This is a genomic window from Bradyrhizobium sp. HKCCYLRH1034 (genome assembly GCF_051168375.1).
Classification (GTDB): Bacteria; Pseudomonadota; Alphaproteobacteria; order Rhizobiales; family Xanthobacteraceae; genus Bradyrhizobium.
Map to the genome: position 1 here is coordinate 686,815 of NZ_JBNPUW010000003.1, position 21,883 is coordinate 708,697.

General features: G+C 66.3%; 21 protein-coding genes, 1 tRNA gene and 1 pseudogene. 7 read left to right on the forward strand and 16 right to left on the reverse strand.

Annotated elements, in window-relative coordinates:
• Window positions 1-6 precede the first annotated feature (6 nt).
• Window positions 7-474, reverse strand: coding sequence for a DUF2269 family protein (locus ACQR0W_RS10140; protein WP_316169984.1), 468 nt, complete (start codon window positions 472-474; stop codon window positions 7-9).
• Window positions 475-483: 9 nt separating this feature from the next.
• Complete coding sequence (locus ACQR0W_RS10145; RefSeq protein ID WP_316169983.1) at window positions 484-1,386, reverse strand: alpha/beta hydrolase family protein; 903 nt, start codon at window positions 1,384-1,386, stop codon at window positions 484-486.
• Between the two features lie 240 nt (window positions 1,387-1,626).
• On the opposite strand from ACQR0W_RS10145, the gene ACQR0W_RS10150 reads away from it, so the two are divergent.
• The 3 genes from ACQR0W_RS10150 to ACQR0W_RS10160 all read left to right on the forward strand — a co-directional run bounded on the left by ACQR0W_RS10150 (window position 1,627) and on the right by ACQR0W_RS10160 (window position 4,479).
• Entirely contained in the window at window positions 1,627-2,136 is a 510-nt protein-coding gene (locus tag ACQR0W_RS10150) for a GNAT family N-acetyltransferase (protein WP_006611902.1), read from the forward strand.
• Window positions 2,137-2,334: 198 nt separating this feature from the next.
• On the forward strand, window positions 2,335-2,871 hold the full coding sequence (ppa, locus tag ACQR0W_RS10155) for an inorganic diphosphatase (protein WP_315716738.1): 537 nt from the start codon (window positions 2,335-2,337) through the stop codon (window positions 2,869-2,871).
• Window positions 2,872-2,997: 126 nt separating this feature from the next.
• Entirely contained in the window at window positions 2,998-4,479 is a 1,482-nt protein-coding gene (locus tag ACQR0W_RS10160) for a M20 family peptidase (RefSeq protein WP_315825720.1), read from the forward strand.
• 3 nt (window positions 4,480-4,482) lie between these two features.
• Here ACQR0W_RS10160 and folD read toward each other — a convergent pair whose 3' ends face one another.
• The 3 genes from folD to ACQR0W_RS10175 form a co-directional block, all read right to left on the reverse strand.
• Window positions 4,483-5,367 (reverse strand): bifunctional methylenetetrahydrofolate dehydrogenase/methenyltetrahydrofolate cyclohydrolase FolD, encoded by an 885-nt coding sequence (folD, locus tag ACQR0W_RS10165; protein WP_315825721.1) that lies wholly within the window; start codon window positions 5,365-5,367, stop codon window positions 4,483-4,485.
• A 263-nt stretch (window positions 5,368-5,630) separates the two neighbouring features.
• On the reverse strand, window positions 5,631-5,969 hold the full coding sequence (locus tag ACQR0W_RS10170; protein WP_315825722.1) for a DUF167 domain-containing protein: 339 nt from the start codon (window positions 5,967-5,969) through the stop codon (window positions 5,631-5,633).
• A 93-nt stretch (window positions 5,970-6,062) separates the two neighbouring features.
• A complete protein-coding gene (locus ACQR0W_RS10175) occupies window positions 6,063-6,353 on the reverse strand; it encodes a YggT family protein (RefSeq protein WP_315740475.1) in 291 nt (96 codons plus the stop codon).
• Between the two features lie 181 nt (window positions 6,354-6,534).
• On the opposite strand from ACQR0W_RS10175, the gene ACQR0W_RS10180 reads away from it, so the two are divergent.
• Window positions 6,535-6,610, forward strand: a tRNA-Ala gene (locus ACQR0W_RS10180).
• Between the two features lie 149 nt (window positions 6,611-6,759).
• On the opposite strand, the gene ACQR0W_RS10185 is transcribed toward ACQR0W_RS10180, so the two are convergent.
• From ACQR0W_RS10185 to ACQR0W_RS10210, 6 genes are all read right to left on the reverse strand, one after another.
• The gene (locus tag ACQR0W_RS10185) at window positions 6,760-7,566 is read right to left on the reverse strand and encodes a glutamine amidotransferase (protein ID WP_315750557.1); all 807 of its coding nucleotides are present in this window, start codon (window positions 7,564-7,566) and stop codon (window positions 6,760-6,762) included.
• A gap of 80 nt (window positions 7,567-7,646) precedes the next feature.
• Entirely contained in the window at window positions 7,647-8,426 is a 780-nt protein-coding gene (locus tag ACQR0W_RS10190) for an SDR family NAD(P)-dependent oxidoreductase (protein WP_315716732.1), read from the reverse strand.
• 217 nt (window positions 8,427-8,643) lie between these two features.
• Window positions 8,644-9,111, reverse strand: a complete 468-nt coding sequence (locus ACQR0W_RS10195) for a TerB family tellurite resistance protein (RefSeq protein ID WP_315716731.1) — start codon at window positions 9,109-9,111, stop codon at window positions 8,644-8,646.
• 126 nt (window positions 9,112-9,237) lie between these two features.
• On the reverse strand, window positions 9,238-10,647 hold the full coding sequence (locus ACQR0W_RS10200; protein ID WP_315750559.1) for an adenylate/guanylate cyclase domain-containing protein: 1,410 nt from the start codon (window positions 10,645-10,647) through the stop codon (window positions 9,238-9,240).
• A gap of 69 nt (window positions 10,648-10,716) precedes the next feature.
• Complete coding sequence (locus tag ACQR0W_RS10205) at window positions 10,717-12,108, reverse strand: cytochrome P450 (protein ID WP_316166437.1); 1,392 nt, start codon at window positions 12,106-12,108, stop codon at window positions 10,717-10,719.
• 201 nt (window positions 12,109-12,309) lie between these two features.
• Window positions 12,310-13,680, reverse strand: a complete 1,371-nt coding sequence (locus ACQR0W_RS10210; protein ID WP_316169981.1) for a hydrolase — start codon at window positions 13,678-13,680, stop codon at window positions 12,310-12,312.
• A gap of 177 nt (window positions 13,681-13,857) precedes the next feature.
• Here ACQR0W_RS10210 and ACQR0W_RS10215 point away from each other — a divergent pair, with 177 nt between their 5' ends.
• Window positions 13,858-15,540 (forward strand): MFS transporter, encoded by a 1,683-nt coding sequence (locus ACQR0W_RS10215; RefSeq protein WP_316169980.1) that lies wholly within the window; start codon window positions 13,858-13,860, stop codon window positions 15,538-15,540.
• Between the two features lie 28 nt (window positions 15,541-15,568).
• On the opposite strand, the gene ACQR0W_RS10220 is transcribed toward ACQR0W_RS10215, so the two are convergent.
• Entirely contained in the window at window positions 15,569-15,784 is a 216-nt protein-coding gene (locus ACQR0W_RS10220) for a hypothetical protein (protein WP_315716726.1), read from the reverse strand.
• Window positions 15,785-15,897: 113 nt separating this feature from the next.
• On the reverse strand, window positions 15,898-16,185 hold the full coding sequence (locus tag ACQR0W_RS10225) for a hypothetical protein (protein ID WP_316169979.1): 288 nt from the start codon (window positions 16,183-16,185) through the stop codon (window positions 15,898-15,900).
• A 321-nt stretch (window positions 16,186-16,506) separates the two neighbouring features.
• Between ACQR0W_RS10225 and ACQR0W_RS10230 the strand changes: the two genes are divergently transcribed.
• The gene (locus ACQR0W_RS10230; protein WP_316169978.1) at window positions 16,507-17,550 is read left to right on the forward strand and encodes a polysaccharide deacetylase family protein; all 1,044 of its coding nucleotides are present in this window, start codon (window positions 16,507-16,509) and stop codon (window positions 17,548-17,550) included.
• 79 nt (window positions 17,551-17,629) lie between these two features.
• Here ACQR0W_RS10230 and ACQR0W_RS10235 read toward each other — a convergent pair whose 3' ends face one another.
• Complete coding sequence (locus ACQR0W_RS10235) at window positions 17,630-18,031, reverse strand: hypothetical protein (RefSeq protein WP_315716723.1); 402 nt, start codon at window positions 18,029-18,031, stop codon at window positions 17,630-17,632.
• A gap of 425 nt (window positions 18,032-18,456) precedes the next feature.
• Here ACQR0W_RS10235 and ACQR0W_RS10240 point away from each other — a divergent pair, with 425 nt between their 5' ends.
• Complete coding sequence (locus ACQR0W_RS10240) at window positions 18,457-19,035, forward strand: hypothetical protein (RefSeq protein WP_315716722.1); 579 nt, start codon at window positions 18,457-18,459, stop codon at window positions 19,033-19,035.
• A gap of 17 nt (window positions 19,036-19,052) precedes the next feature.
• Here the strand turns inward: ACQR0W_RS10240 and ACQR0W_RS10245 are convergent, their stop codons facing one another.
• Together ACQR0W_RS10245 and ACQR0W_RS10250 are read right to left on the reverse strand one after the other, a co-directional pair.
• Complete coding sequence (locus ACQR0W_RS10245; RefSeq protein ID WP_315716721.1) at window positions 19,053-20,456, reverse strand: GSCFA domain-containing protein; 1,404 nt, start codon at window positions 20,454-20,456, stop codon at window positions 19,053-19,055.
• 868 nt (window positions 20,457-21,324) lie between these two features.
• Window positions 21,325-21,609, reverse strand: a pseudogene (locus ACQR0W_RS10250) (IS110 family transposase); the annotation flags it as partial.
• Window positions 21,610-21,883: the final 274 nt, after the last annotated feature.

Genomic DNA, 21,883 nt, shown 5'->3' on the forward strand with positions numbered 1-21,883 from the left:
GTCTCGTCAGAGCGGCTTTGCGATCATCAGCCAGAGAATGGCCATGACCGCGCCGAAACCGGGGATGCCGCACAGGAACCAGCGGCGGAAGACGATGAAGTAGCGCGGCGGCAGCGCCTGGGCGTTGATATCAGCAGCACGGGCGAGGTCGCGCAGTTCGATCTGCATGAAGATCACGGGGACCCAGAACAGGCCGGCGACGGCGTAGAGTGCGAGCGAGGTGAGCAGCCAGCGCTCGGTCATCGCTGTCGACGACAGCCACATCAAGGTGCCGCCGGTGACTGGTTGCAGCAGCACCGCCGAGAGCGTGAACAGCATGTCGGCAATGACGACGACGCCTGCGGTGCGCGCGATGAACGCGGCCTCGCCGCTCAGATGCGCCATCAGCATGAAGAATGCGATCCCCGTGCCGGTGCCGAGAATGACGATGGCGCCGAGCACGTGGAGATATTTGACAAGGAAATACAGCGTCATCGTGTCCTGCTAGTTCGGCGGCATCGGATGCGTCGATCGACGTGTCGTTGTCAGCGCCCGCGACAGCAAATCCGCCGCCAGTGCCACGCCGTCGTCGCGCTCGATCATCCAATGCCCCTCCTCGCCGGACGCTGGCAACAGCTTGAAGTCCGCCCGGCCTCCGGCCGAGTCGTCGAAGGCCTCCGCAAGCCGACGCGAAAGCGGTGGTGGAAAGTAGCTGTCATTGGCCGCGACCAGCCACGTGACCGGCACGCGCGCGCCGCGTCCGAACGCGCGGGCCGTATCAAGCAGGCGCGCCTCTGCACAGACGCGCCCTGGCACCTCGTCGGCATGGCCGCCACGGCCGGGCGCGAACACGATGATTGCCGAGACGATCTGCGGCGGTTGATCGGCGAGTGCCAGCGCGCCCCAGCCGCCGGCCGAATGGCCGACGACGACGGCGCCGCCCTTCGCCGCGAACGGCTGCTCGCGCATGTAGGCAAGCGCGCGCGAAATCTGCGTGGCCGTGGCACGTCCCGCCTTCTCGTAGTCCGGATTTTCGCACGCGCCCTGATCCTCGACATAGGGGCCGCCGGTACGGCCATGCCCGAGCCGCTCCGGCACCAGCACCGCATAGCCGCGCGCGACCAGCTCGCTGGCCATCGCCGTGTAGCTCGGCTGCGGCAGCTGCGCGCGCCGCAACGCATTCTGTGTCGAGGCATGCGCGATCAGCGCCAGCGGAAACGGTCCGTCACCGGCAGGCCGATACAGCAGCGCATGCGCGGGGAGTCCAGGCTCGGTCGAGGGCACCAGCCATTGCTGCAGCCGGGCCGGCTCGCCTTCCGGCGAGGCCGGGCCGAATGTCTGTGCCCAGGCGTTCGATCCCGCGAGGACGAGCGCCATCAACCATGAGAGGCAGCGAAGCAGCACCATTCAGCCGGGCGGGAAGTTGTTGAGCTCCGGCCACACTAGCCGAGCCCACCGCGAGTGAGTTGCAGTTTTTAGTTCGTGGTATGAACCTGCGGTGACGGGGCACCGTCGACCCTCAACAATGTTGCGAATTTGTCCCTTTTCGGCACAGCTTTCCGCCACGGTGATGCCGAAAGTCCACAGGTTAACCGATCTTTAACGTGGCACCTTGAAGGCGGACCGCCGACTTGCTTTGATCCGCTCATGAGCACAACCCTGATCGAAGTCCGTCCGGCCAAGGCTGCAGATGCGGCTGCGGTGGCGTCAGCCCATGATGAAGCCTGGCGTTCCGCCTACCAGGGAATCATCCCTGGCGCAGAGCTGGAGAAGCTGATCAACCGGCGCGGCCCCCAATGGTGGGACAGCGCGATCCGCAAAGGCAGCCGCGTCAGCGTGCTGGTGTTCAACGACAAGGTCGCAGGCTATGCGAATTACGGCCGCAATCGCGCCCGCAGCCTGCACTTCGACGGTGAAGTCTACGAGCTTTATCTGCGACCGGAATTTCAGGGGCTGGGGTTCGGTCGCCGGCTCTTCCAGTCCGCCAAGCGCGACCTCGCGCAGAGCGGCCTGAAGAGCATGGTGGTATGGGCGTTGTCCGACAACGATCCTGCCACCGAGTTCTACCGCGCCTTGGGCGGCCGGATGGTCGCGCGGTCGTCGGAGCGCTTCGGGCCGAAGTCGCTCGACAAGGTTGCCTTTGCCTGGACCAACTGAGCCTGGGCCGGCCGTGCTCCGGGCGCGTTAAACGTTAACGCGCTGCCGAATTGAACTGGAATTGAACTGAAAGTGTTGGCTTGAGGTAGCTGTTGCGCAGCCGCGATTTTTTTGCGACTGCGAATGCCAGCGCTCGCCTGTCGAGCGTCCGACCCTCAACGTTCAAGTTCTCAAACGTTCAAGTTCTACGGAGCATCCATGCGCATCGACGCCATCCCGATCGGGAAAGATCCGCCGCGCGAGGTCAACGTCGTCATCGAAGTGCCGGTCGGCGGCGAGCCGATCAAGTACGAGCTCGACAAGGAAGCCGGCACGCTGTTCGTCGATCGCTTCCTCTATACGGCGATGCGCTACCCCGGCAATTACGGCTTCATCCCGCACACGCTGTCCAATGACGGCGACCCCTGCGACGTGCTGGTCGCCAATACGCGCGCGATCGTGCCCGGCGCGGTCATGAGCGTGCGCCCGGTCGGCGTGCTGCTGATGGAAGACGAGGCTGGCGGCGACGAGAAGATCATCGCGGTGCCGTCCTCGAAGCTGACCCAGCGCTACGACAAGGTCCGCACCTATTCGGACCTGCCGGACATCACGCTGCAGCAGATCCGGCACTTCTACGAGCACTACAAGGATCTCGAGCCCGGCAAATGGGTGAAGGTGCTGCGCTGGGGCAACGCCGACGACGCCCACCAGTTGATCGCCGAGGGCATCGCCCGCGCCAAGGCGGCGAAGAAGTAGGGCGCGCGGAAGCTCCAAACGCAGCGCTTCGCGGCTCCAGGCGATGGACTTTCGAGTCCGCTCCGAGCAGTTTCACGGCGTCGCAGATAGGATCTGCGGCGCCGTCTTGTCTTGGAGCGTTCTGCAATGCGCCGCCTGCTCAGGTCCCTTCGATACCTTGGTCTTCTCATCCTGGCGGCAGGCGCGGCGCTCGTCGCGGTCGTGCTGGTCAACATGTTCCGCCATGGCTCCCGGCAGCTCGATGTCGCGGCGCTGCCGAAGATCAGCATCGATGCCGAGGCCGCGGCGCAGCGGCTCGCGGCGGCGGTTCGTTTTCGCACGATTTCGAGCTCCGACGATCCCGAGCTGAATGCCGATGCCTTCGCGGCGCTCAAGGCCCATATCGAGGCGAGCTTCCCGGCCTTTCATGCGGCCGCGACACAGGAGGTCGTGGCCGGGCACAGCCTGCTGTACCTGTGGAAGGGCTCGGATGCGGCGGCCAGGCCGATTGCGCTGCTGGCCCATCAGGATGTGGTGCCGGTCGCGCCGGGCACCGAGCCCGACTGGGCCGTGCCGCCGTTTGCCGGCGTCGTCAAAGACGGCTTCGTCTGGGGCCGCGGCGCCTGGGACGACAAGGGCAATCTGTATGCGATGCTGGAGGCGGCCGAGGCGCTGATCAAGGCCGGCTTCAAGCCGAAGCGCACGATCTATTTCGCCTTCGGTCACGACGAGGAGGTCGGCGGCACCCGGGGCGCCAAGGCCATCTCGGCCGTCCTCGCCGCCCGCAACGTCCGGCTGGACTTCGTCATCGATGAGGGCCTGCTGATCTCGGAGGGCGGCATCAGGGGCCTCGACAGGCCGGCGGCACTGGTCGGTGTTGCCGAGAAGGGCTATGCGAGCCTGGTGCTGACGGCCAAGGCCAACCCGGGGCATTCCTCGATGCCGCCGCGGGACACCGCGATCGGCATGATGAGTGCGGCGCTGGCGAAGCTCGAGGCCAACCGGCTGCCGATGCGCATCGACGGCACGGTCGGCGAGATGTTTGATACGCTGGCGCCGGAAATGACCGGCATCAACCGCGCCGTGCTGTCCAATCTCTGGCTGACCAAACCGCTGCTGTTCGGCGAGTTCGCCAAGAGCGGTCCGGCCGAAGCGATGGTCCGTACGACGACCGCGCTGACCATCTTCAACGCGGGCGACAAGGACAACGTGCTGCCGGGCAACGCCTCCGCCACCGTGAATTTCCGGCTGCTGCCGGGGGACACCGAGGCGGGCATCATCGACCACGTCAGGCAGACCGTGGCCAACGACCGCATCTCGATCACGTCCTTGCGCGGCAACCGCGAGCCCCCGCCGGTCACCTCGACCGCCGGACCGTCCTATCAGCTCGTGAACCGGGCCATTCGCGAGATCTTCAGCGACGCGGTGGTGGCGCCCGGCCTGATGGTCGCCGGCACCGATTCGAGCCATTATGCGGGCATTGCCGACAGCATCTTCCGCTTCTCGCCGCTGCGCGCGACGACGGAGGATCTCAAGCGCTTCCACGGCACCAATGAGCGGCTGTCGGTCGAGGGCTATGCCGACATGATCCGCTTCTATCGGCGGCTGCTGGAAGCCGCCGCGGGCTAAGGCCTAGACGGCCGGCTTCGGCAGCCCGGCGATCGCGCAGGCGGCGCGCAGCGTGTTCACCAGAAGGCAGGCCACCGTCATCTGGCCGACGCCGCCGGGCACCGGCGTGATCGCGCCGGCGACCTCCGCCACCTCGGCATAGGCGACGTCGCCGACCAGCTTCGTCTTCCCCTCCGCCGTCGGAATGCGGTTGATGCCGACGTCGATCACCGTCGCGCCCGGCTTGATCCAGTCGCGCTTCACCATCTCCGGGCGACCCACGGCGGCGTAGACCAGATCGGCGCGCGCGGTCAGCGCCGGCAGGTCGCGCGAGCGCGAATGCGCGATCGTCACCGTGGCGTTCTCGTTGAGCAGGAGCTGGACCAGCGGACGGCCGACCAGGTTCGAGCGGCCGATCACGATCGCGTTCATGCCCTCCAGCGAGCCATGCACGGTCTTGCTGAGGATGATGCAGCCGAGCGGCGTGCACGGCGCCAGCGCCGGCTGGCCGCCGGCGAGCCGGCCGGCATTGTGCGGATGCAGCCCGTCGACGTCCTTGGCCGGATCGATCGCATTGATCACGACTTCGGTCTCCAGCCCCTTCGGCAGCGGCAGCTGCACCAGGATGCCGTGTACGGCGGGATCGCGGTTGAGCTTGCCGATCAAGGCCAGCAGCTCGCCCTGCGACACGTCGGCCGGCAGCTTGTGCTCGAACGAGGCCATGCCGGCCGCCTGGGTCTGGGTATGCTTGCTGCGGACATAGACCTCGGACGCCGGATCGTTGCCGACCAGCACCACGGCGAGGCCTGGTGTCAGGCCATGGTCGCGCTTGACCCGCTCGACCTCACGGGCGACCTGCGCGCGCAGGTCGGCTGCAATGATCTTTCCGTCGATGATGCGCGCGGTCATTTTGCTCTATCCTCGGTTCAAAGGCTGTTCATCGAGCAAGACGCTGGCCGCGTGCTCCCACCCTCCCCTGGAGGGGGAGGGTCGATCGCACGCGAAGCGGGCGAGCGGGGTGGGGTGAAGCCACGGATGCCGGTACCGGTGGAGAGATCACCCCACCCCGCCTCACGCTCGCTTCGCTCACCGTGAGGCGACCCTCCCCCTCCAGGGGAGGGTGAAGATCGCCGCTTGCGAAGCCGAAAGGCCTCGGCTCGCGCTTCTTGCGTCTATTCTCGTTGTTTCCGGGTCGGCTTATGGGCTGCAAGGAGGTCGCGCAAGGCCTGATCGAGCGCGGACGGATCGCCGTCGATGGCGACCTGTTTCAGCCGTGAGGTGGTGCCAGAGGTGATTCGCACCGAGGCCTTGGTGACGCCGATCGCCTTGGCGAGCAGCTCTGTCACGGCGCGATTCGCCTCGCCGCCATCGGCGATCGCGCGCACCCGGACCTTCAGCACATCGCGGCCGTCGGACAGCGTCTCGACGCCATCGAAGGCGTCCCGGCCGCCGCGTGGGGTCACCCGCAATGCGAGGGTGACGCCGCCCTTCGAACATCGCCAAGGGACCATCGATAGGGACCCTCGATCCGAATCAGCAGCAGACCTGAGTTGACGCAAGCAGCACCCTTGAATCCCGCGCGTCTACGTCAGTGCGCGCAGGCGCTAGACAAACAGACCCTGAAGCGCCGGGATGATCACGAACCGGATGAACTGGATGAGGATGAAGAGAACGAGAAACGAAAGGTCCAGCGCTCCGGCAGGAGGCACGAAGCGCCGAATCTGTCGGAGCGCGGGCTCTGTCAGAGCATCAAGCGTGTAAAGCACCTGTCGGACCAAGTCGTTCCGGACGTTGATGACGCTGAACGCGACCAGCCAGGACATGATTGCCGCAACGACCAGGATGAACACGTACAGGCCGAGAAGCCAGTCAACGAAGTCTAAGAGGCGTATCATCCGGGGTTCCTGGAACGAGATATCACCCGGTTAGATATCTGTTCCCTCCCGCGCAAACAAGGGACGGTGCCCGTCAAGGCTAACGGGCGATGTGACCGTTCTTGACTTGACCTCGGCACCCACTGTAAATGGCGCCCGATCTGCCGGCTGCCTTTTCCCAACATCGAGGCGGTCGTGTTACGGGGCCATAGCTCAGCTGGGAGAGCGCGTCGTTCGCAATGACGAGGTCGGCGGTTCGATCCCGCCTGGCTCCACCAACCTTCGCTCGCTTCGCGAGCTTCGGCTCGGCAAGCCGCTTCAGCAAATGAATAGCGAAGCGTGCGAAGGTTGCCGCGCCAGAGCCCGAAGGGCGACGGCGGGCTGAATGACAAAGATTCCCAACAATCGACTGACCAGGACGCCCGTCCTACTCCGCCGCCTCGGCCATCGCCGCCACCGGCTCGCGCATCAGCCAGCCATCCAGAAACTGCGCCAGCCACGCCCGCTCGGCCGCATCGTGCACGGCGCGGCCCTCGAAATGATGGTGGCGCAGACGGGCGCCGGGCGTGTCCAGCCGGGCATGACCGCGCGTGGTCCAGCGGCACATCATCGCGTAGGTCACGTCGGGGTGGAACTGTAGCCCGGTCGCGTTCTGGTATTGATAGGCCTGCACCGGAAAGTCGCCGCCCTCGGCAAGCAGCTCGGCGCCATCGGGCAGATCGAAGCCCTCGCGGTGCCAGTGATAGACGTGATCGGGCCAATGCGGGCACAGCTTGCGCCCGGCCCGGGTCGGGCGGATCGGATAATAGCCGATCTCGGCGCGCCCCTCTGGATGCGGCGCAACCGGGGCGCCGAGCTGGATCGCCAGCATCTGCGCGCCCAGGCAGATCCCGAGAAACGGACGCTGCTCCCGCAGCGGCACCTCGATCCAGTCGATCTCGCGGCGGACGAAGTCGTCCGGATCGTTCGCGCTCATCGGACCGCCGAAAATTACGGCACCCGCATGCCCATCGAGCGTCTCCGGCAGCGGATCGCCGAACCGCGGCCGGCGGATGTCGAGCGGATAGCCGCGGGCGCGCAGCGCATTGCCGACCCGGCCGGGGCTCGACGTTTCCTGGTGCAGGATGATGAGGACGGGCCGCTGCGGCGCAGCCGCCATGGCCGGCTTCGGATGGAGCTGCCGAACGTCGGCCTGGGGCCCGTTCGGATGGAGCGAAGGGTCTTGCCTGAGCATCACCTGGCGATCATAGCTAAGCAAAGGTTAACGGCGCGTGAGCGAGCGCACATTGCAAAGCAAGCGCCGGGCCAGCGCGATCAGGTCCGCTTCAGCTGCAGCCGGCCGACCGCGGCGAGGATGAAGCCGCGCGGGAACCAGCGCAGCATGAACGGCACGATCTTGATGCCGAGCCCGGGCAGCACCACGCGCTTGTCGGCCATCAAGCCGCGATAGCCCGCTTCCGCCACCGCCTTGGGCGAGACGTTGAGGATCACCGAATCCACGCCCGGCTTGAAGCCGGCGCGGTCCTGGAATTCCGACGGCACCGGACCGGGACACAGCACCGTGACCCGGACGCCATGCGGCGCCAGCTCCTTGCGCAGCGCCTCGGTGAACGAGATCACATACGCCTTGGAGGCGTAATAGACGGCCATGCCGGGACCCGGCAGGAACCCGGCCACAGAGCCCAGATTGAGGATGCCGCCCTTGTTGCGGATCAGCTGCTCGGAAAAGCGCAGCGACAGCTCGGTCAGGGCGCGAACGTTCACGGAAATCATGTCGAGCTGCTCGGTGCGGTCGAGCTGTACCGCCTTGCCGAACAGGCCGAAGCCGGCGTTGTTGACGAGATATTCCAGCTCCAGGCCGGCAGCCGACAGCGCAGCCTCGATGGTCGCGCCGGCGTCGGCGGAGGTGAGGTCACAGGGGATCACCAGCGGCGCCGGGCCGCCCTTGGCGGCGATCTCCTGGGCCAGCGCCGCGAGCCGGTCTTCGCGCCGGGCCGTCAATGCGAGCCGGTGCCCGTTCGCGGCAAATACGCGCGCCAACTCGCTGCCGATCCCGGCCGAGGCACCTGTTACGAGCGTGACACGTTCACCCACGATCCTGCTCTTCGATCACAATCCGCACATCATCCAATCGCGGCGGACGAGAGCATAGCGGGACGGGAACATGCAAGACACCGTGCTCCATGGCCTTGCGCGGGATTGCGGCAATAGCCTCAGATTCACATGGGTTTACATGAACGGGGGGGTTCGGAAACAAAATTAAAGTTTGTTCATCTCCGCATGAAGTCGGTTCCGCCCGGAGCCAGGCGGTTCAAGCAGGGGCGCCGGACTTCCGCGACGCCACCCGGTGCTTGAGGTCGACGCGGTCATGCGTGGAGATGCCGAGCAGCTCGGAGGCGCGCCAGACCACATTGTCCTCGAACTCCGTCACCTTGCCGTCGGCAAAGACCAGCTCCCACATCATCTCGACGATGCGCAGGCGGCCGGCTTCATCGACCTCGCGCATGATCACGCTGGTGAAGCGATAGAGATCGACGGCGTCGCCCTCCGCCAGCATGGCCTGGGCGATCAGCCGGTCGGCGCTGCCGGGGTCGAGCCCGAAGCGCAGCTCGATCAGGCCATGCAGCTTGCGCCGTTCGATCTCGCTCGGCTCGCCGTCCAGCGAGATGACGTGGATCAGCAGCGCCGTCGCCGCGAGCTGATAGCCATTGTCGTCGAACGCCGGGGTCTCGTGCGGCGAAACGACGTCGGCGATGAATTGGCGCAATCCTTCGAGCATGGCGTCCTTTCGTTGTCAGATCCGTAGTGGACCGCAAACCGGCCGGCGACTGCTCACTATATGCGAATGCCACGCTGTGCCGGCAATCCGCTGCGACCTTCGGACTGCATGACATTTCGGTAAGGCTCAGGGGATTTCGTACACCATCATGCGGTCGGCGATGCCGCGCAGCGCAGCCTGTTTCTGGATTGGCGCGATCTTCGCGCCCCGCAGGATGTCGGCGACGCCGGGGCTCTCGATCACGGGCGCGGTGAGATGGATCTCCTGCGCGGTCGACAGGCTCTGCACGCGGGCGGCGATGTTGACGGTCTGGCCGAAATAGTCCTGGCGGTCGTTCAGCATCACCGCGAGACACGGCCCCTCGTGAATGCCGATCTTGACCACGAGGTCCTCGGTGCCGCGCTCGGCATTGAGCCGCTGCATCGCCGCGCGCATGCGCAGGCCGGCGGCGAGCGCATGCTCGGGCTTGACGAAGGTTGCCATCACGGCGTCGCCGATCGTCTTCACCACCGCGCCCTTCTCGGCGTTGATGATCTCCAGCAGCGCGCGGAAATGGGCGCGCACCAGGTCGAAGGCCGCGAGATCGCCGACACGCTCATACAGCGCGGTCGAGCTCTTGAGGTCGGTGAACAGGAAGGTCAGCGAGGTGATCTTCAGCCGCTGGTCGATGTTGAGATTGTCCGCCTTGAACACGTCGCGGAAGGTCTGGTTGGATAATATGCGCTTGGCGGTCAGGAAAGGCCGGCGCTTGCCAAGGAGATGGTGGAGCGCATCGCCGGCAACGAAGACGGTCGGCAGCGTCCGTACGCCGGCCTGATTGTCGAGCGCCAGTCGCAGCGGGCCTGGACGCAACGTGATCGATCCGGTCGGAGGATGCGCCCTGTTGAATAGTAGTCCGAGCTGCTGGCGTTCCCTGGTGGGCTCGCCCTGAACGTCGATGAAATGCGCAGAATGCGTCACCGGTTCGAAGATGATGATGAAATCGGATGGGAGCTGCAGCGAGAGCACGGCCTTTTCACCGGCTGGCAGCTCGAGCGCATCAAGCGTCACTTCTTCGCTGAGCGAGGCAAAAGTCTCCCGGTCGAGGTCGATCCCGGAACTCCAGAAGACCTGCTTGTAATACTCCCAGAGCGGCAGCGTGTTCGGATCGTGAGCGGCGATGCTCCTGACCTTGGAGCTCACGGTGAAAGCAACTTCGACCTGCTCGTCGATGGAAGGCTCGTAGCCGCAAGCGCATAGTCCGCAATGGTAATCGTCATGGCGGAGAGATTTCAGCGTGGCGTGCGCATCCAGCACGCCGCTGCAGCCAGGACAGAGCACGTTCCAGGTCAGATCGAACAAGCCGATCCGTGCAGCATGCAGGAACCCGGAAATAACCCGTTCTTCATCGAGACCGGCGCGCGCCGAGAACTCCAGGGCATTGATACGGTTGAGTTCGTGATCTTCACCCGCCTCAATCAACCGTGTGATCGCGTCCGCAACGGCCGGATCGGCGGTCTGCTTCAGAACCGAAAGCTGGGCCTGGATGTCGCTCATGGCGTGCTAAGATGGTGCCTAGCAAACCCACAAGCAAGAGACGAAGCGATGGCCCGGCCGCCGCCGGGATCAGACGCCCGCCCTGGGCGTGAGCTTGAACAGCGGCGAGCGATCCGGCTGGGTCGTGACCACGCCGACCGGCATCACGGGTGCGGCGTCGAGCATTTCGATGTCGAAGGCCGCCACCAGCCGTGCCAGCGCCAGCACCGCCTCGGTCAGGGCGAAATGAGCCCCGATGCAGACCCGCGCGCCCGCTCCGAACGGCAGATAGGCGAAGCGCTCCGGCGGCGGCGCGCCCGGCATGAATCGCTCGGGCTTGAAGGCGTTGGGCGCATCCCACAGCTTCTCGTGCCGGTGCAGCAGCCACGGCGAGATCAGCACGACGTCGCCGCGCCTCACCTGGAACGCGGCGATCCGGTCGGGGCCGCTGGCTGCGCGCGCGATCAGGAACGCGGGCGGATAGAGCCGCAATGTCTCGTCCAGCACGGCGCGCGTGAACGGCAGTTGATCCGGATCGCTGAGATCGGTTGCGGCGCGGGCCTCCTGCGCGAGCTTGTCCTGATTGGCCGGGTCGAGCGCGATCAGATACAGCGCCCAGAACAGCGCCGTTGCCGTGGTCTCGTGGCCGGCGAGGATCATGGTCGCGACCTCGTCGGCGAGTTGTGCATCGGTGAACGCCGCGCCGGTCTCGGGATCGCGTGCCGCGCCCATCAGGTCGAACAGGTCGCGCGGCGGTGCGTCCTCCAGCTTGCCGGCGGCGCGGCGCTCGGCCATCAGCATGGCGACGAAACGGGTCCAGCGCTTGCGGAACCGCCGGCGCGCGAAGTCGCGCGGCGTCGGCCAGGACAGCGGCAGCACGATGTCCAGCAGATGCGGGCTGGCCAGCCGCGCGCCATACTCGTAGACGAAATCGCGCAGGGTGGCACCATGGCGGCCCATCTCGAACGAGAACATCGTGCGGCCGGCGATGTCGAGCGTCATGCGCTGCATGATCTCGCGCAGGTCGAGCGCCTGCCCGCATTGCTGCTTCAGCCTGGCGACGGTCTCGTCGCTCACCGCGACCATGTGCGGGATGAGGCCGGAAACGGCGCGTGGCGTGAACGCCGGCGCGAGCGTCCGGCGCTGGTGCTTCCACGCCTTGCCTTCCGCGATCAGCAGCCCCTCGCCGAGCACCGGACGCAGCACGCGGATGGCGCCGACGGTGCGGGCGTAGTTCTCCCAATTGTCGACCAGCACGTGCTTGATCGTGTCGGGCGTATTGAGAATGTAGCTGGAGCTGCCGAAGAAGCGGCCGCGAATGATGTCGTCCTCATAGGCGCGCTGGCTCCAGGTCGCGATCGCGTTGTCGCCCATCATCAGCACGCGGCGCAGCGCGCCCATGCTGTCAGGCGCCCGCGGCGGTGTCGGCGGTATCAGCGGCAATCGTGCCTGCGGCAGATAATGGACGTCGGCGGTACTCATTCACGGCCTCTCGACGCTGTCACGAGCCTGGAACCACCGATCGGCTGCATCGCGAGCAACCGAGCCTCGGTTGCGGGGCCGCAACGGGCCGTCGCGCAACGACGGCCTTCTGCCAGAGGTAACTCTGTCGTCCCGCTCACAAGCGAGAGGGGCGCGCTTCCGCCCTCTCCGAGGCTATGATGTATCATCATACTCCAGCAACTAATTAGTCAGCTCGATCACCGCAATCCTGCTCTCCGATGCTGGCCAAAGACGGGCGGTGATGCGTTCCTCGTTGAACAGTCCGATGACGCTGCGTCCGACGTCGCCCGCAGGCAGCCGCAATGTCGTTGCCGCATCGGTCGGTATTCCCTTCTGTACGTCGGTTGGTTCCTTGCCGTCGAGCAGCACGATGTCGCGGGGCAGGCCGAAATAGCCGCGCGGCCTGATCATGATGAGAATCGCTCCGGCGCCGGCATCGGCCTGGCCGAGCGGCCGCGCCGCGCGCAGATGCACGACGTCGGACGAGCGCGGGAACGGCGAGCGGTAGAAGTGCGTGACCGGCGCGCCCGGCGAGGTCAGGACGATCTCGAGATAGGACGTCGGATCGACCTCCGCGGGACCCCAGCGCCCGTCGGCGCCGGTCTGGCCGCGATAGACAGGCTCGCCATTGCGTGCGCCGGTCTCGCTCGAGACGCGATAGACCTCCACGCTTGCGCCCGCGACCGGGCGATTGGTCGGCGCGCCGCCCGGCGTTCCCGTCACCAGACCGCTGAGCCGCACCTGCTGCTCGGGCTGGATCGCGATCTGCGTCGGCTCACGGCCGGCGATGAATTTGTAGATCTCGCGGAACGCGCGCGGGTGGAACGCGACCTCGCGATGGTCGAGCGCGCCGATCACGAGATTGGTTGCGCCCTTCAGCGCCGGCCCTTCGGACGTGATCCCGGTCGGCACGCCGGGCTTGCCGACCAGGCGGCCGTCGGCCTGGGCGTATTTGTCGAGCCCGTCGCTGCGCAGCGTCAGGAAGGCGGTGCCCTCGGTCACCTCGGTGTCGCCGGCATTCAGTCCGCGCAGGAACGGGCCGCGGCCGTTGAACTCGCTGCCGGGACTGTCCTCCCAGTCGAACACGCCATGATTGGGCGTTCCGCACAGCACGGCGTGGCTGACATCGGCGCCGCCGCCGTTCTTCACGACGTTGCGGATCGCATTGCCGCCACGCGAGCTGCCGACCAGCGCGACGCGCGCAGCGCCCGTGCGCTCCTTCAGTGCCTTGATGGCCTCGGCGAGTTCGCGGCGCTGATCGTCGGTCGACGAGCGGTTCGGCTGCGCCACGGCATCGTCGTTGCGCGCCAGCGGGTCGGTGAAGTTGAGCGCAGCGAGACGCGTGCGCGGCACGCCGTTGGATTCCATCCGCCACAGCGTGGTCATCCACAATGCCGCGTGGTCGCCATTGCCGTGCACGAACAGGACCGGAGGAATGTCGCCCACCGTCGTTGCCGCCGCGCTCTGGGCGCGTGCCGGTAAGGGCAGACCGCTGGTGAGCAAGGGAAGGGTTCCCATTCCCTGCAGAATGTTGCGGCGCGTCAGCTTCATCGGCGGTCTCCCTTTGGTCTCATTCATTTGTGTTCGTTGGCCGCGATCCCCGATGCCGGCCTTTGCAGGCAGCACTGGACAGCGGCGGACATTCGCAGGCATCACATAGGTCCAGCTGGAATCAAGCGATAGTTCGATGCGAGCTTCAAGGCGAACTGGCGACGTGGACGGACCCGCATGAAGGCGCCGCAGAAACGTGAGCTGTTCGCCGCCGAAGGCATCGCCGCGCCGCTGCGGCACGTGGTGTTCCGCCGCATCTGGCTGGCGAGCCTGCTGTCGAACCTGGGCCTGCTGATCCAGGCGGTCGGCGCCGCCTGGGCGATGACGCAGATGACGTCGTCGGCCGACAAGGTTGCGCTGGTGCAGACCGCCTTGATGCTGCCGGTGATGTTCATCTCGATGCCGGCCGGCGCCATCGCCGACATGTATGACCGGCGCATCGTCGCGCTGGTCGCGCTCGCCGTGGCGCTCGGCGGCGCCACCACACTGACGGTGCTGGCATGGTACGGCCTGGTGACGCCGGAGCGCCTGCTCGCGCTGTGCTTCGTCATCGGCAGCGGCATGGCGCTGATGGGGCCGGCCTGGCAATCCTCCGTCAGCGAGCAGGTGCCGCCGGAGACGCTGCCGGCCGCGGTCGCGCTGAACGGCATCAGCTACAACATCGCGCGCAGCTTCGGTCCGGCGATCGGCGGCGTCGTGGTCGCGGCCGCCGGCGCGGTCGCCGCGTTCGCGGCCAATGCGCTGCTGTATCTGCCGCTGCTCGCGGCGCTGTTCCTGTGGCGGCGCGTGGTCGAGCCGAGCCGGCTGCCGCGCGAGCCGCTCAACCGCGCCATCGTCTCCGGCGTCCGCTACATCGTCCATTCGCCGTCGATCCGGATCGTGCTGATCCGCACGCTGGTCACCGGCATCATCGGCGGCTCGATCTCGGCGCTGATGCCGCTGGTCGCGCGCGACCTGCTGCATGGCGGCGCGCAGACCTACGGCATCATGCTCGGCGCCTTCGGCATGGGCGCGGTGGTCGGCGCGCTCAACATCGGCGAGATCAGGAAGCGGCTGTCTGGTGAGGCCGCGATCCGCACCTGCGCGCTCACCTTGGGCGCGGCCACCGCGGCCGTCGCGCTCAGCACCGCGCCGGTCCTGACGGCGGCGGCGCTCGTCATCGCCGGTGCGGTGTGGATGCTGGCGGTGGCGCTGTTCAACATCGGCGTGCAGCTTTCGGCACCCCGTTGGGTTGCGGGCCGCGCACTGGCGGCATTTCAGGCCGCGATCTCCGGCGGCATCGCGATCGGCAGTTGGGGCTGGGGACGTCTCACCGACGCCGCCGGCGTCGAGGTCGCGCTGCTGGCGTCGGGAGCGCTGATGATGGTGTCGCCGCTGCTCGGCCTGTGGCTGCGGATGCCGCCGATCGGGGCCCGCAACGAGGACGGCGAGACCTTGGCCGATCCGGAGGTGCAACTCGAGCTGACGCCACGCTCGGGGCCGCTGGTGGTCGAGATCGAGTACCGCGTCGCTGAAGACAATGCCCGCGCGTTTCACGACCTGATGCAGGACGTGCAGCTCAGCCGCCAGCGCAACGGCGCCTATGGCTGGTCGATCGCACGCGACATCGCCGACCCCGAATTATGGACCGAGCGCTATCACTGCCCGACCTGGATCGACTATCTGCGTCAGCGCAACCGCTCGACCCGCGCCGAGCGCGAGCTGCACAAGCGCGCGATCGACTTCCACATCGGCACCGACCCGGTGCGCATCCGCCGCATGCTGGAGCGGCCGTTCGGCTCGGTCCGCGCCAAGGAGGATATCGACCGCACCGCCGAGCAGGCGCCTGCTGTCGCCTCGGCGGCTCGCAGCGGGCCGTAGCTCCGGACCATCTGCACTGAGCAGGCGCTTACTGCCCGTGCTCGGTCAGCACCTTCTCGCAAGCCTTCGACAGCTTGGCCCGATGCTCCTTGAGACAGGCCAGCACCGCCTGATCGCCGTTGTTCATCACCGCGCGGCAATACCGCGAGACGTCGCGCGCGCACGCATCCTGGCCGGGCTGCTGCTGGGCTGAGGCCGTCGACGCCATCAGGACCAGAGGGATAATCAGAGAGAGTTTGTTCATGACTGGCGCCTCGCTCCCGGGACTGAACGTTTGGCGGCGCTTTTAGTGGTCGCAACCGGCCGTCGCAAGCGCCTCGGTCGCAGCCGGGGCGCGCAGGGGAGCCGGAAGCGCTCTCAATTGGCCTCGTTGGCATCCGCGACCTTGCCGCTGCGCTTGGACATCTCGCGGTCGAGCACGACGCGGCAGCCGGAGCTGAGCGACGACCGGTTCTTGATCATGCAGGCGGTGATCGCCGGGATGTTGGGGATCTCGCTGCTGCACAGCCGGAAGGCGTCGCCGGTGCACATCTGCTGCGCCTCGGCGCTGAAGGCGAAGCTTGCCGTCGAGGAGAAGGTCGAGACGGCTGCGACGCTGGCGGCCGCCAGAGCGGCCTTGCGCAGGAGATTGAAGGACTTCGTCATGGCTGGCTCCCATTGGCGCCGCATGTTGGCGGGGCCGTGTGTTTCAATGCGTCCATCATGGCGGGATGCCCTGTTGGCAACCGTGATGCGGGTCACGCCAGATCCAAACCTGGTCGGCAGTTTCGGCAGGCCGATGGCCGCGGCGCCATGTCGCTCCGGTGAACGGCCGCTTCGCTGCGGGCATCATCCTGGAAATCTTGTCCGATCCTGGTCGTGTTGGCACCGCGTTAAGGAATCGTTGGCACTAATGGAAGCTAATTGAAGGAGGCGGACAGCGTTGCGTCCGCCATCGAGTGTCTCGCGTTTTCGGGAAGAGTAACCATGCGTAATGCGTTAGGCTTGCTGCTGGCCACCGTCGTCGCGGCGTTGGCGATCACCGGTGTCTGGTACTACGTATCGAAGCCCAGCGCCGCCAAGGCCGCCGCGCAGAGCGCAGCGGCGAAGCCCTCCGAGCCGGCGCCGCCTCCGGCGCGCGTCGCCGCCAAGGCCAGCGCGAAGGATGATGTCGAGACCACCGGCACCATTCCCACGCGCACGGCCGCGAGCGTGCCGGCGCCGGTGCAGCCCAGATCGACCTGCGCCAATCCGGACGCGCTCGGCATCTCCCGCACCGTCATGGTCGACACCACCGGCGGCCCCGGTTTCGGTCTCGATCACTTCAAGCAGTTCGACTTCCTCGCCGACCACGAGGTGGTGCTGACCTTCGACGACGGCCCGTGGCCGGTCAACACGCCGGCGGTGCTGAAGGCGCTGGCCGACGAATGCACCACCGGCATCTTCTTCACGATCGGCAAGCATGCCACCTATCATCCGGAGATCCTGCGCCAGGTGCTGGCCGCCGGGCATGTCGTCGGCGTTCATACTTGGTCGCACGCCAATCTGAACGGCAAGAAGATGACCGACGAGACGGCCAAGGAGGAGCTCGAGAAGGGTTTCAGCGCGGTCAAGTTCGCGCTCGGCAGCAACCCGGCGCCGTTCTTCCGCTTCCCGCAACTGCAGCACCGGCCCTCTGCCGTGGCCTATCTCGGCAGCCGCAATGTCGCGATGTTCTCCTGCGACGTCGACAGCTTCGACTTCCGCTCCAAGGATGCCGACCAGGTCGTCAACACCGTGATGACCGGGCTCGACAAGAAGGGCAAGGGCATCATCCTGATGCACGACTTCCAGAAGAACACTGCGCTGGCGCTGCCGACCCTGCTGCGGCGGCTCAAGGCCGGCGGCTACAAGGTGGTCGCGATGAAGCCGAAGGGCACGCTCGACACGCTGCCGGAATATGACGCGATGATCGGCCAGGATCCGAAGCTGCCGACGACAATGACCAATGCGCGGCCGATCTCGAGCGTGATCCAGACCATCTCGCAGTGATGCCTCGCTGCAGGGTCTCCTCGCGCGAAAGGCCGGGCATTCGCCCGGCCTTCTTCGTTTGTCGCCTATTGGCGGATGCTCACCAATAGATGCCGTGGCGATGCAGCTCGCGGACGATGCGGGCTTCGGTCCAGCTCTTGCGGCGCGTCCGGTCGGAGCGCGCCGATTTCGACCGCCGCGATGATTGCTGCACAGAGCCCGGCTGCGGTGCCGGCGCCGCAGCGGCGGTGGGCTGCGGCGGCGGCGGTGCGGCGGCCGGGGCCGCTGGCGCAACCGGTTGCGCAGCGGGCTGGACCTCGGCCGCGACGGCCGGCACCGGCGCCGGGGTGACGGTGACCTCGCCGGCTTGCTGGACGTAGGTCGGACGCGGCGCCCGCGCGGCGGCGTCGTTCGACGACAGCGACAGGCTGCGTGTGCCCTCGGCCTGCGCGACTGTGGCGGATGCGAGCACCATGGCTCCGATCAGGATCATCTTGCGCATCGAGTAAGCTCCCCTTTGTTGGCTGCGGGAAGGTTTAGGCGCCGGCGCGACCGTCCGATGTGACCCCCGTCACGCTCCGCATGGCAAGCGCGAATGAAGCCGGATGCCGGCACACGGCACTGCGGATCGGTGCGCCATCTTTCTCGAAACCTTTCCGGCGCCGCGGGGACGTCCGTTCAGGACGAGGGGAGTTCTGGACGAGCCCATCCGGAAATCCACCGGCGGCAGCACGTGGGCGGTGGGCGACACGATCCGGCACACCCGACTGTTGCTACCAAATTACCGTCAAGGCGCGGTGTTTCATGCTGCCGGTGAGATCCGGGGTTGAGGTATGATCGTATGTACGTGTACTGTTCGTTGGTGCTGTTCAGAAGCTTCGCCGAATCCGATAGGGAGACCGATCGATTCGGGGGAAGGATGCGCGCATGCGCCGGGTGATCGTTGCAGTGTTCTTGGCGGCCGTGACGCTGCTGGCCGCCAGCGGGCCGGGCCGGGCGCAGTCCGGCGACGACAACGTCGAAGAGATCTACATTGCGCGGAGCGTGCGCCAGGGCCGCGTCGTGCCGTCGGATTTCTGCGCGCCGACCAAGACCGGCTTCGCGCCGGCGCTGGAGGATCAGCTCTCGATCCACTCCGTCGGGGTCCGGCCGGCTGACGGCCGCATGACCGAGACCGGCGACAAGAGCATCGGCGAGATGCGGGTCTGCGTCGGCCAGGCGATGGATCCGACCCTGCTCGGCACCTACACCGAGGGCCAGCTCAACGGCATCGCATTCACCGGCATCGGCGATTGCCGGCTGGTGCGTGGCAATCTGCCGGAGGACGGCCTGCTCACGCACCGCTGCTTCCTGGCGCTGTCGGGCCTGCCTGAGCCGTATGTCGGCGGCTTCCTGGTTTCGAGCTCGCTGTATTCGAAGACGCCGTTCGGCACTGAAAGTTCGCCGCCGGGCTACGCCCAGGCCGGCATCCTGGTCATCCGCCTCTGGAAGAAGCGGCTGCCCTGAGGCAGCCGTTCGCGCGCTCAGGCCGGCGAGAAGGTCTGCACGAAGGCGCGCACCGTCGCGGACACCTTGTCCTCCGAGACGTGCCAGGCGGCGCCGTCATCGGCGGCGAAGAAGCTGGAGGCGTTGGAGCCGGCCCAGCGGAACACCTCGAACGACGGCCAGTACCAGATGTCCTCGAGGTTCGAATTGTTGACGACCTCATGCGCGACCAGCCGCATCGTGCTCTTCGACAGGCAGTCGGCCTGCACCACCGATTCATATTCGAACGAGGTGAGCAGCGGCACCGGCGACACGGTGACGATCACCTTGATGCCAGGCCGGATGCTGCGGATGAACTCGATCAGATAGAGCACGTTGTCGACGTTCTCCTGCACGCTGGCGGTGCGGAACTTGTACTTCTCGGCCAGCGCCCGCGAGTTCAGCGCGGTCGGCCGCGGCAGCACGAAGGCGCCGGTCTCGCGGTCGAAGAACGCCGCGGCGACGCCGAGCGTCAGGATGAAGACGTCGGCCTGCTTGATGACGGCGAGCGTATTCTCCTTGCTCGATCCCGGCGGCAGCAACTCGACGATGCGCTCGCGGATCTCGGGATCGATCTGGGCGTCGCGCAGCCAGTCGACGAACACGCGGTTGGCGAAGGTCGTGTTGATGTACTCCGAGATCTCCATGTGGTGGCTGGCATAGCCGCTGTCGGTGAGGCTCTTGGAGAGGTTGCGCGCGAAGCACGAGCCCATGGTGAAGAAGCGGGTGCTCTTGTCGAGGAATTTCGGCGCGGCGGCGAGGTTCACCGCGATGTGGCTGGTGATCAGCGTCTGCAGGTCGCCGAGGAAGTCCTTGGTCTCCGGATAGCGTCCGACCTTGGCGCGGCCCTTGGCTTCCTTGGCCTTGCCCTTCTTGGCGTTCGACCGCGCGAGCTCCAGCGTCTCGCGGTTGATCGGGTTGTCATAGGCCGGGTTGAGCTTGATCGCCTTTTCCAGCGCCGCGACCGCTTCCTCGAATTCGTTGCCCTGGGTCAGGATCTCGCTGAGCGAGAAATAGTCGGCGGCCTGGTTGGAGGCTGCCGCGAGCTTGCGGAACAGCTCCATCGAGCGCGTGAACGGGCCGACATGGCTGCAGCGCACGGCGGCGCTGCGGATCAGGTGCAGATTGCCTTCGGTGGCCTGCTCAAAGATCTCAGGGTTCTCGTCGAGGATCGCCAGCATCATGTCGCGCGCTTCGGCGCGCTTCTTGTGTGAGCCGTCGTCGATCAGCTGCGCATAGATGAAGCGCGCGTTGATGTCCTTGGGGTCGAGCTCGAGCAGCTTCTGGAACGCGAGCTGGGCGCTGACGAAGTCCTTGTCCTCGATGTATTTGTAGGCGAGCGTCCGGATCTGGCCGACGATGGATTGAAACTGGGTGTGGCTGTCGAGGGCAGTCGTGCTCATGTCGCGGGTTCGCCTTTGTCTCGCGTTGCGTCTTCGGCCGTTGGTCCGGCGCCGCTGCCGGCAGCCGGTGCATCGCCAGTGCCGGTCGAATCGTCACGTGCACAGGCGCCATGCCCTTGCGAGAGACGTCCCACCATGACCTCTGGATACTGATCGCCACCGGCTTGGCCGCTGGCGTACGCCCGAGCGCAACCGGCACCTGCGGGATTCGAACGCGACGGACGCGCTCGTCCGGATCGCCGCCAGCCGCCAGTGCGGGCATTCATCCCGCCGCTCGCGCCGAACGATGGCGCGATTTGGGTTAAGCAATTCTTAACCGGCAAATGGAGCGCGGCGAGCGGGCGCGTCAGGAAAGGAGAGACGGGGACGGAAGGAGAGGCTGGTGCCGCAAGAGGGCGCCTCGCTATAGGCGCATCCTACTGACTTAGCTTATGTATTTTTGTGCGATTTCAACGAAAGCCAACGAAAAGGCCAACATTTTTCGCGGCCACGGCCGAACGATCCCGACCGCCGCGCAGATTTGTCGCTGCGCGTGCGTGTGGCGGATTGAACACCGATGCCGGGTGCGCTCCGAAGGCGAAGGCCAGACGTTCGAATCGTGTCGCGTGCGCCACTTCGGTACCAAACTGGGCCGTCTTTGCGCCCGAGGCACCGACCAGCGTGCGCAGGAGCGCGCTTTCGATCCCATGATGCGAAGCTCTTTCGCGTCCACTTCGACGCGTTGGGCGAGCGCGCGGAGGTAGTCGCGCCGGTAGCTCTTCGAGTCAGTCCTCATGCGTTTGCGGGCCTGGCTGGCGAGGTTTTGATTGCCTGGGGTGTGATGCTCGGCCCAGCCCGATCCAGCGCACCCTCAGCCTGCTCTGCGCCAGCGCGGGCTCTTGTTGCGCTGCGCCTTCAGCGCCGCCCGCACATGCTGGGTCTCCAGGCAGATCGCCGGCAGGCGAAGCTTGAGCAACTCGGGATGCAGCCACGGCAACAGCGCCCCGGCCTCGTGGCCGACCCGCCTTAAGCGGCCGAGATATGGCGCCAGTGCTCCCCTGACCGCATTCGGGTCGGTCATCACCGCGACCTCCAGCAGCACTTCGCCCTTGTCGTCGACCACGCAAATCGTGGTTCGATCCATGCCGACATCCAGCCCGCAGAAGAACTCCATTGCGCGCCTCCTGTGTGGTCGAGAGCGCTCATTCTGCATGGCCGCCGCTGTCGCGTCAGCTGACGGACGGTCAGGCCGATAACGGACGGCAGTCCTAATCGGTCGAGATCCACACCTACTCGGTCGGTAAGGTTGGGTATTGTCGATAGCGGACCAGGAGGCGGACATGGCAATGCCGACGCGAATGACCCTGGCTGTGTGAAAACGCTGCGCGGCTGTTATGATTCTCCAGTGATTCTTTTGGGGGAATCGATGAGGCGCTTCGTTGAAGAGG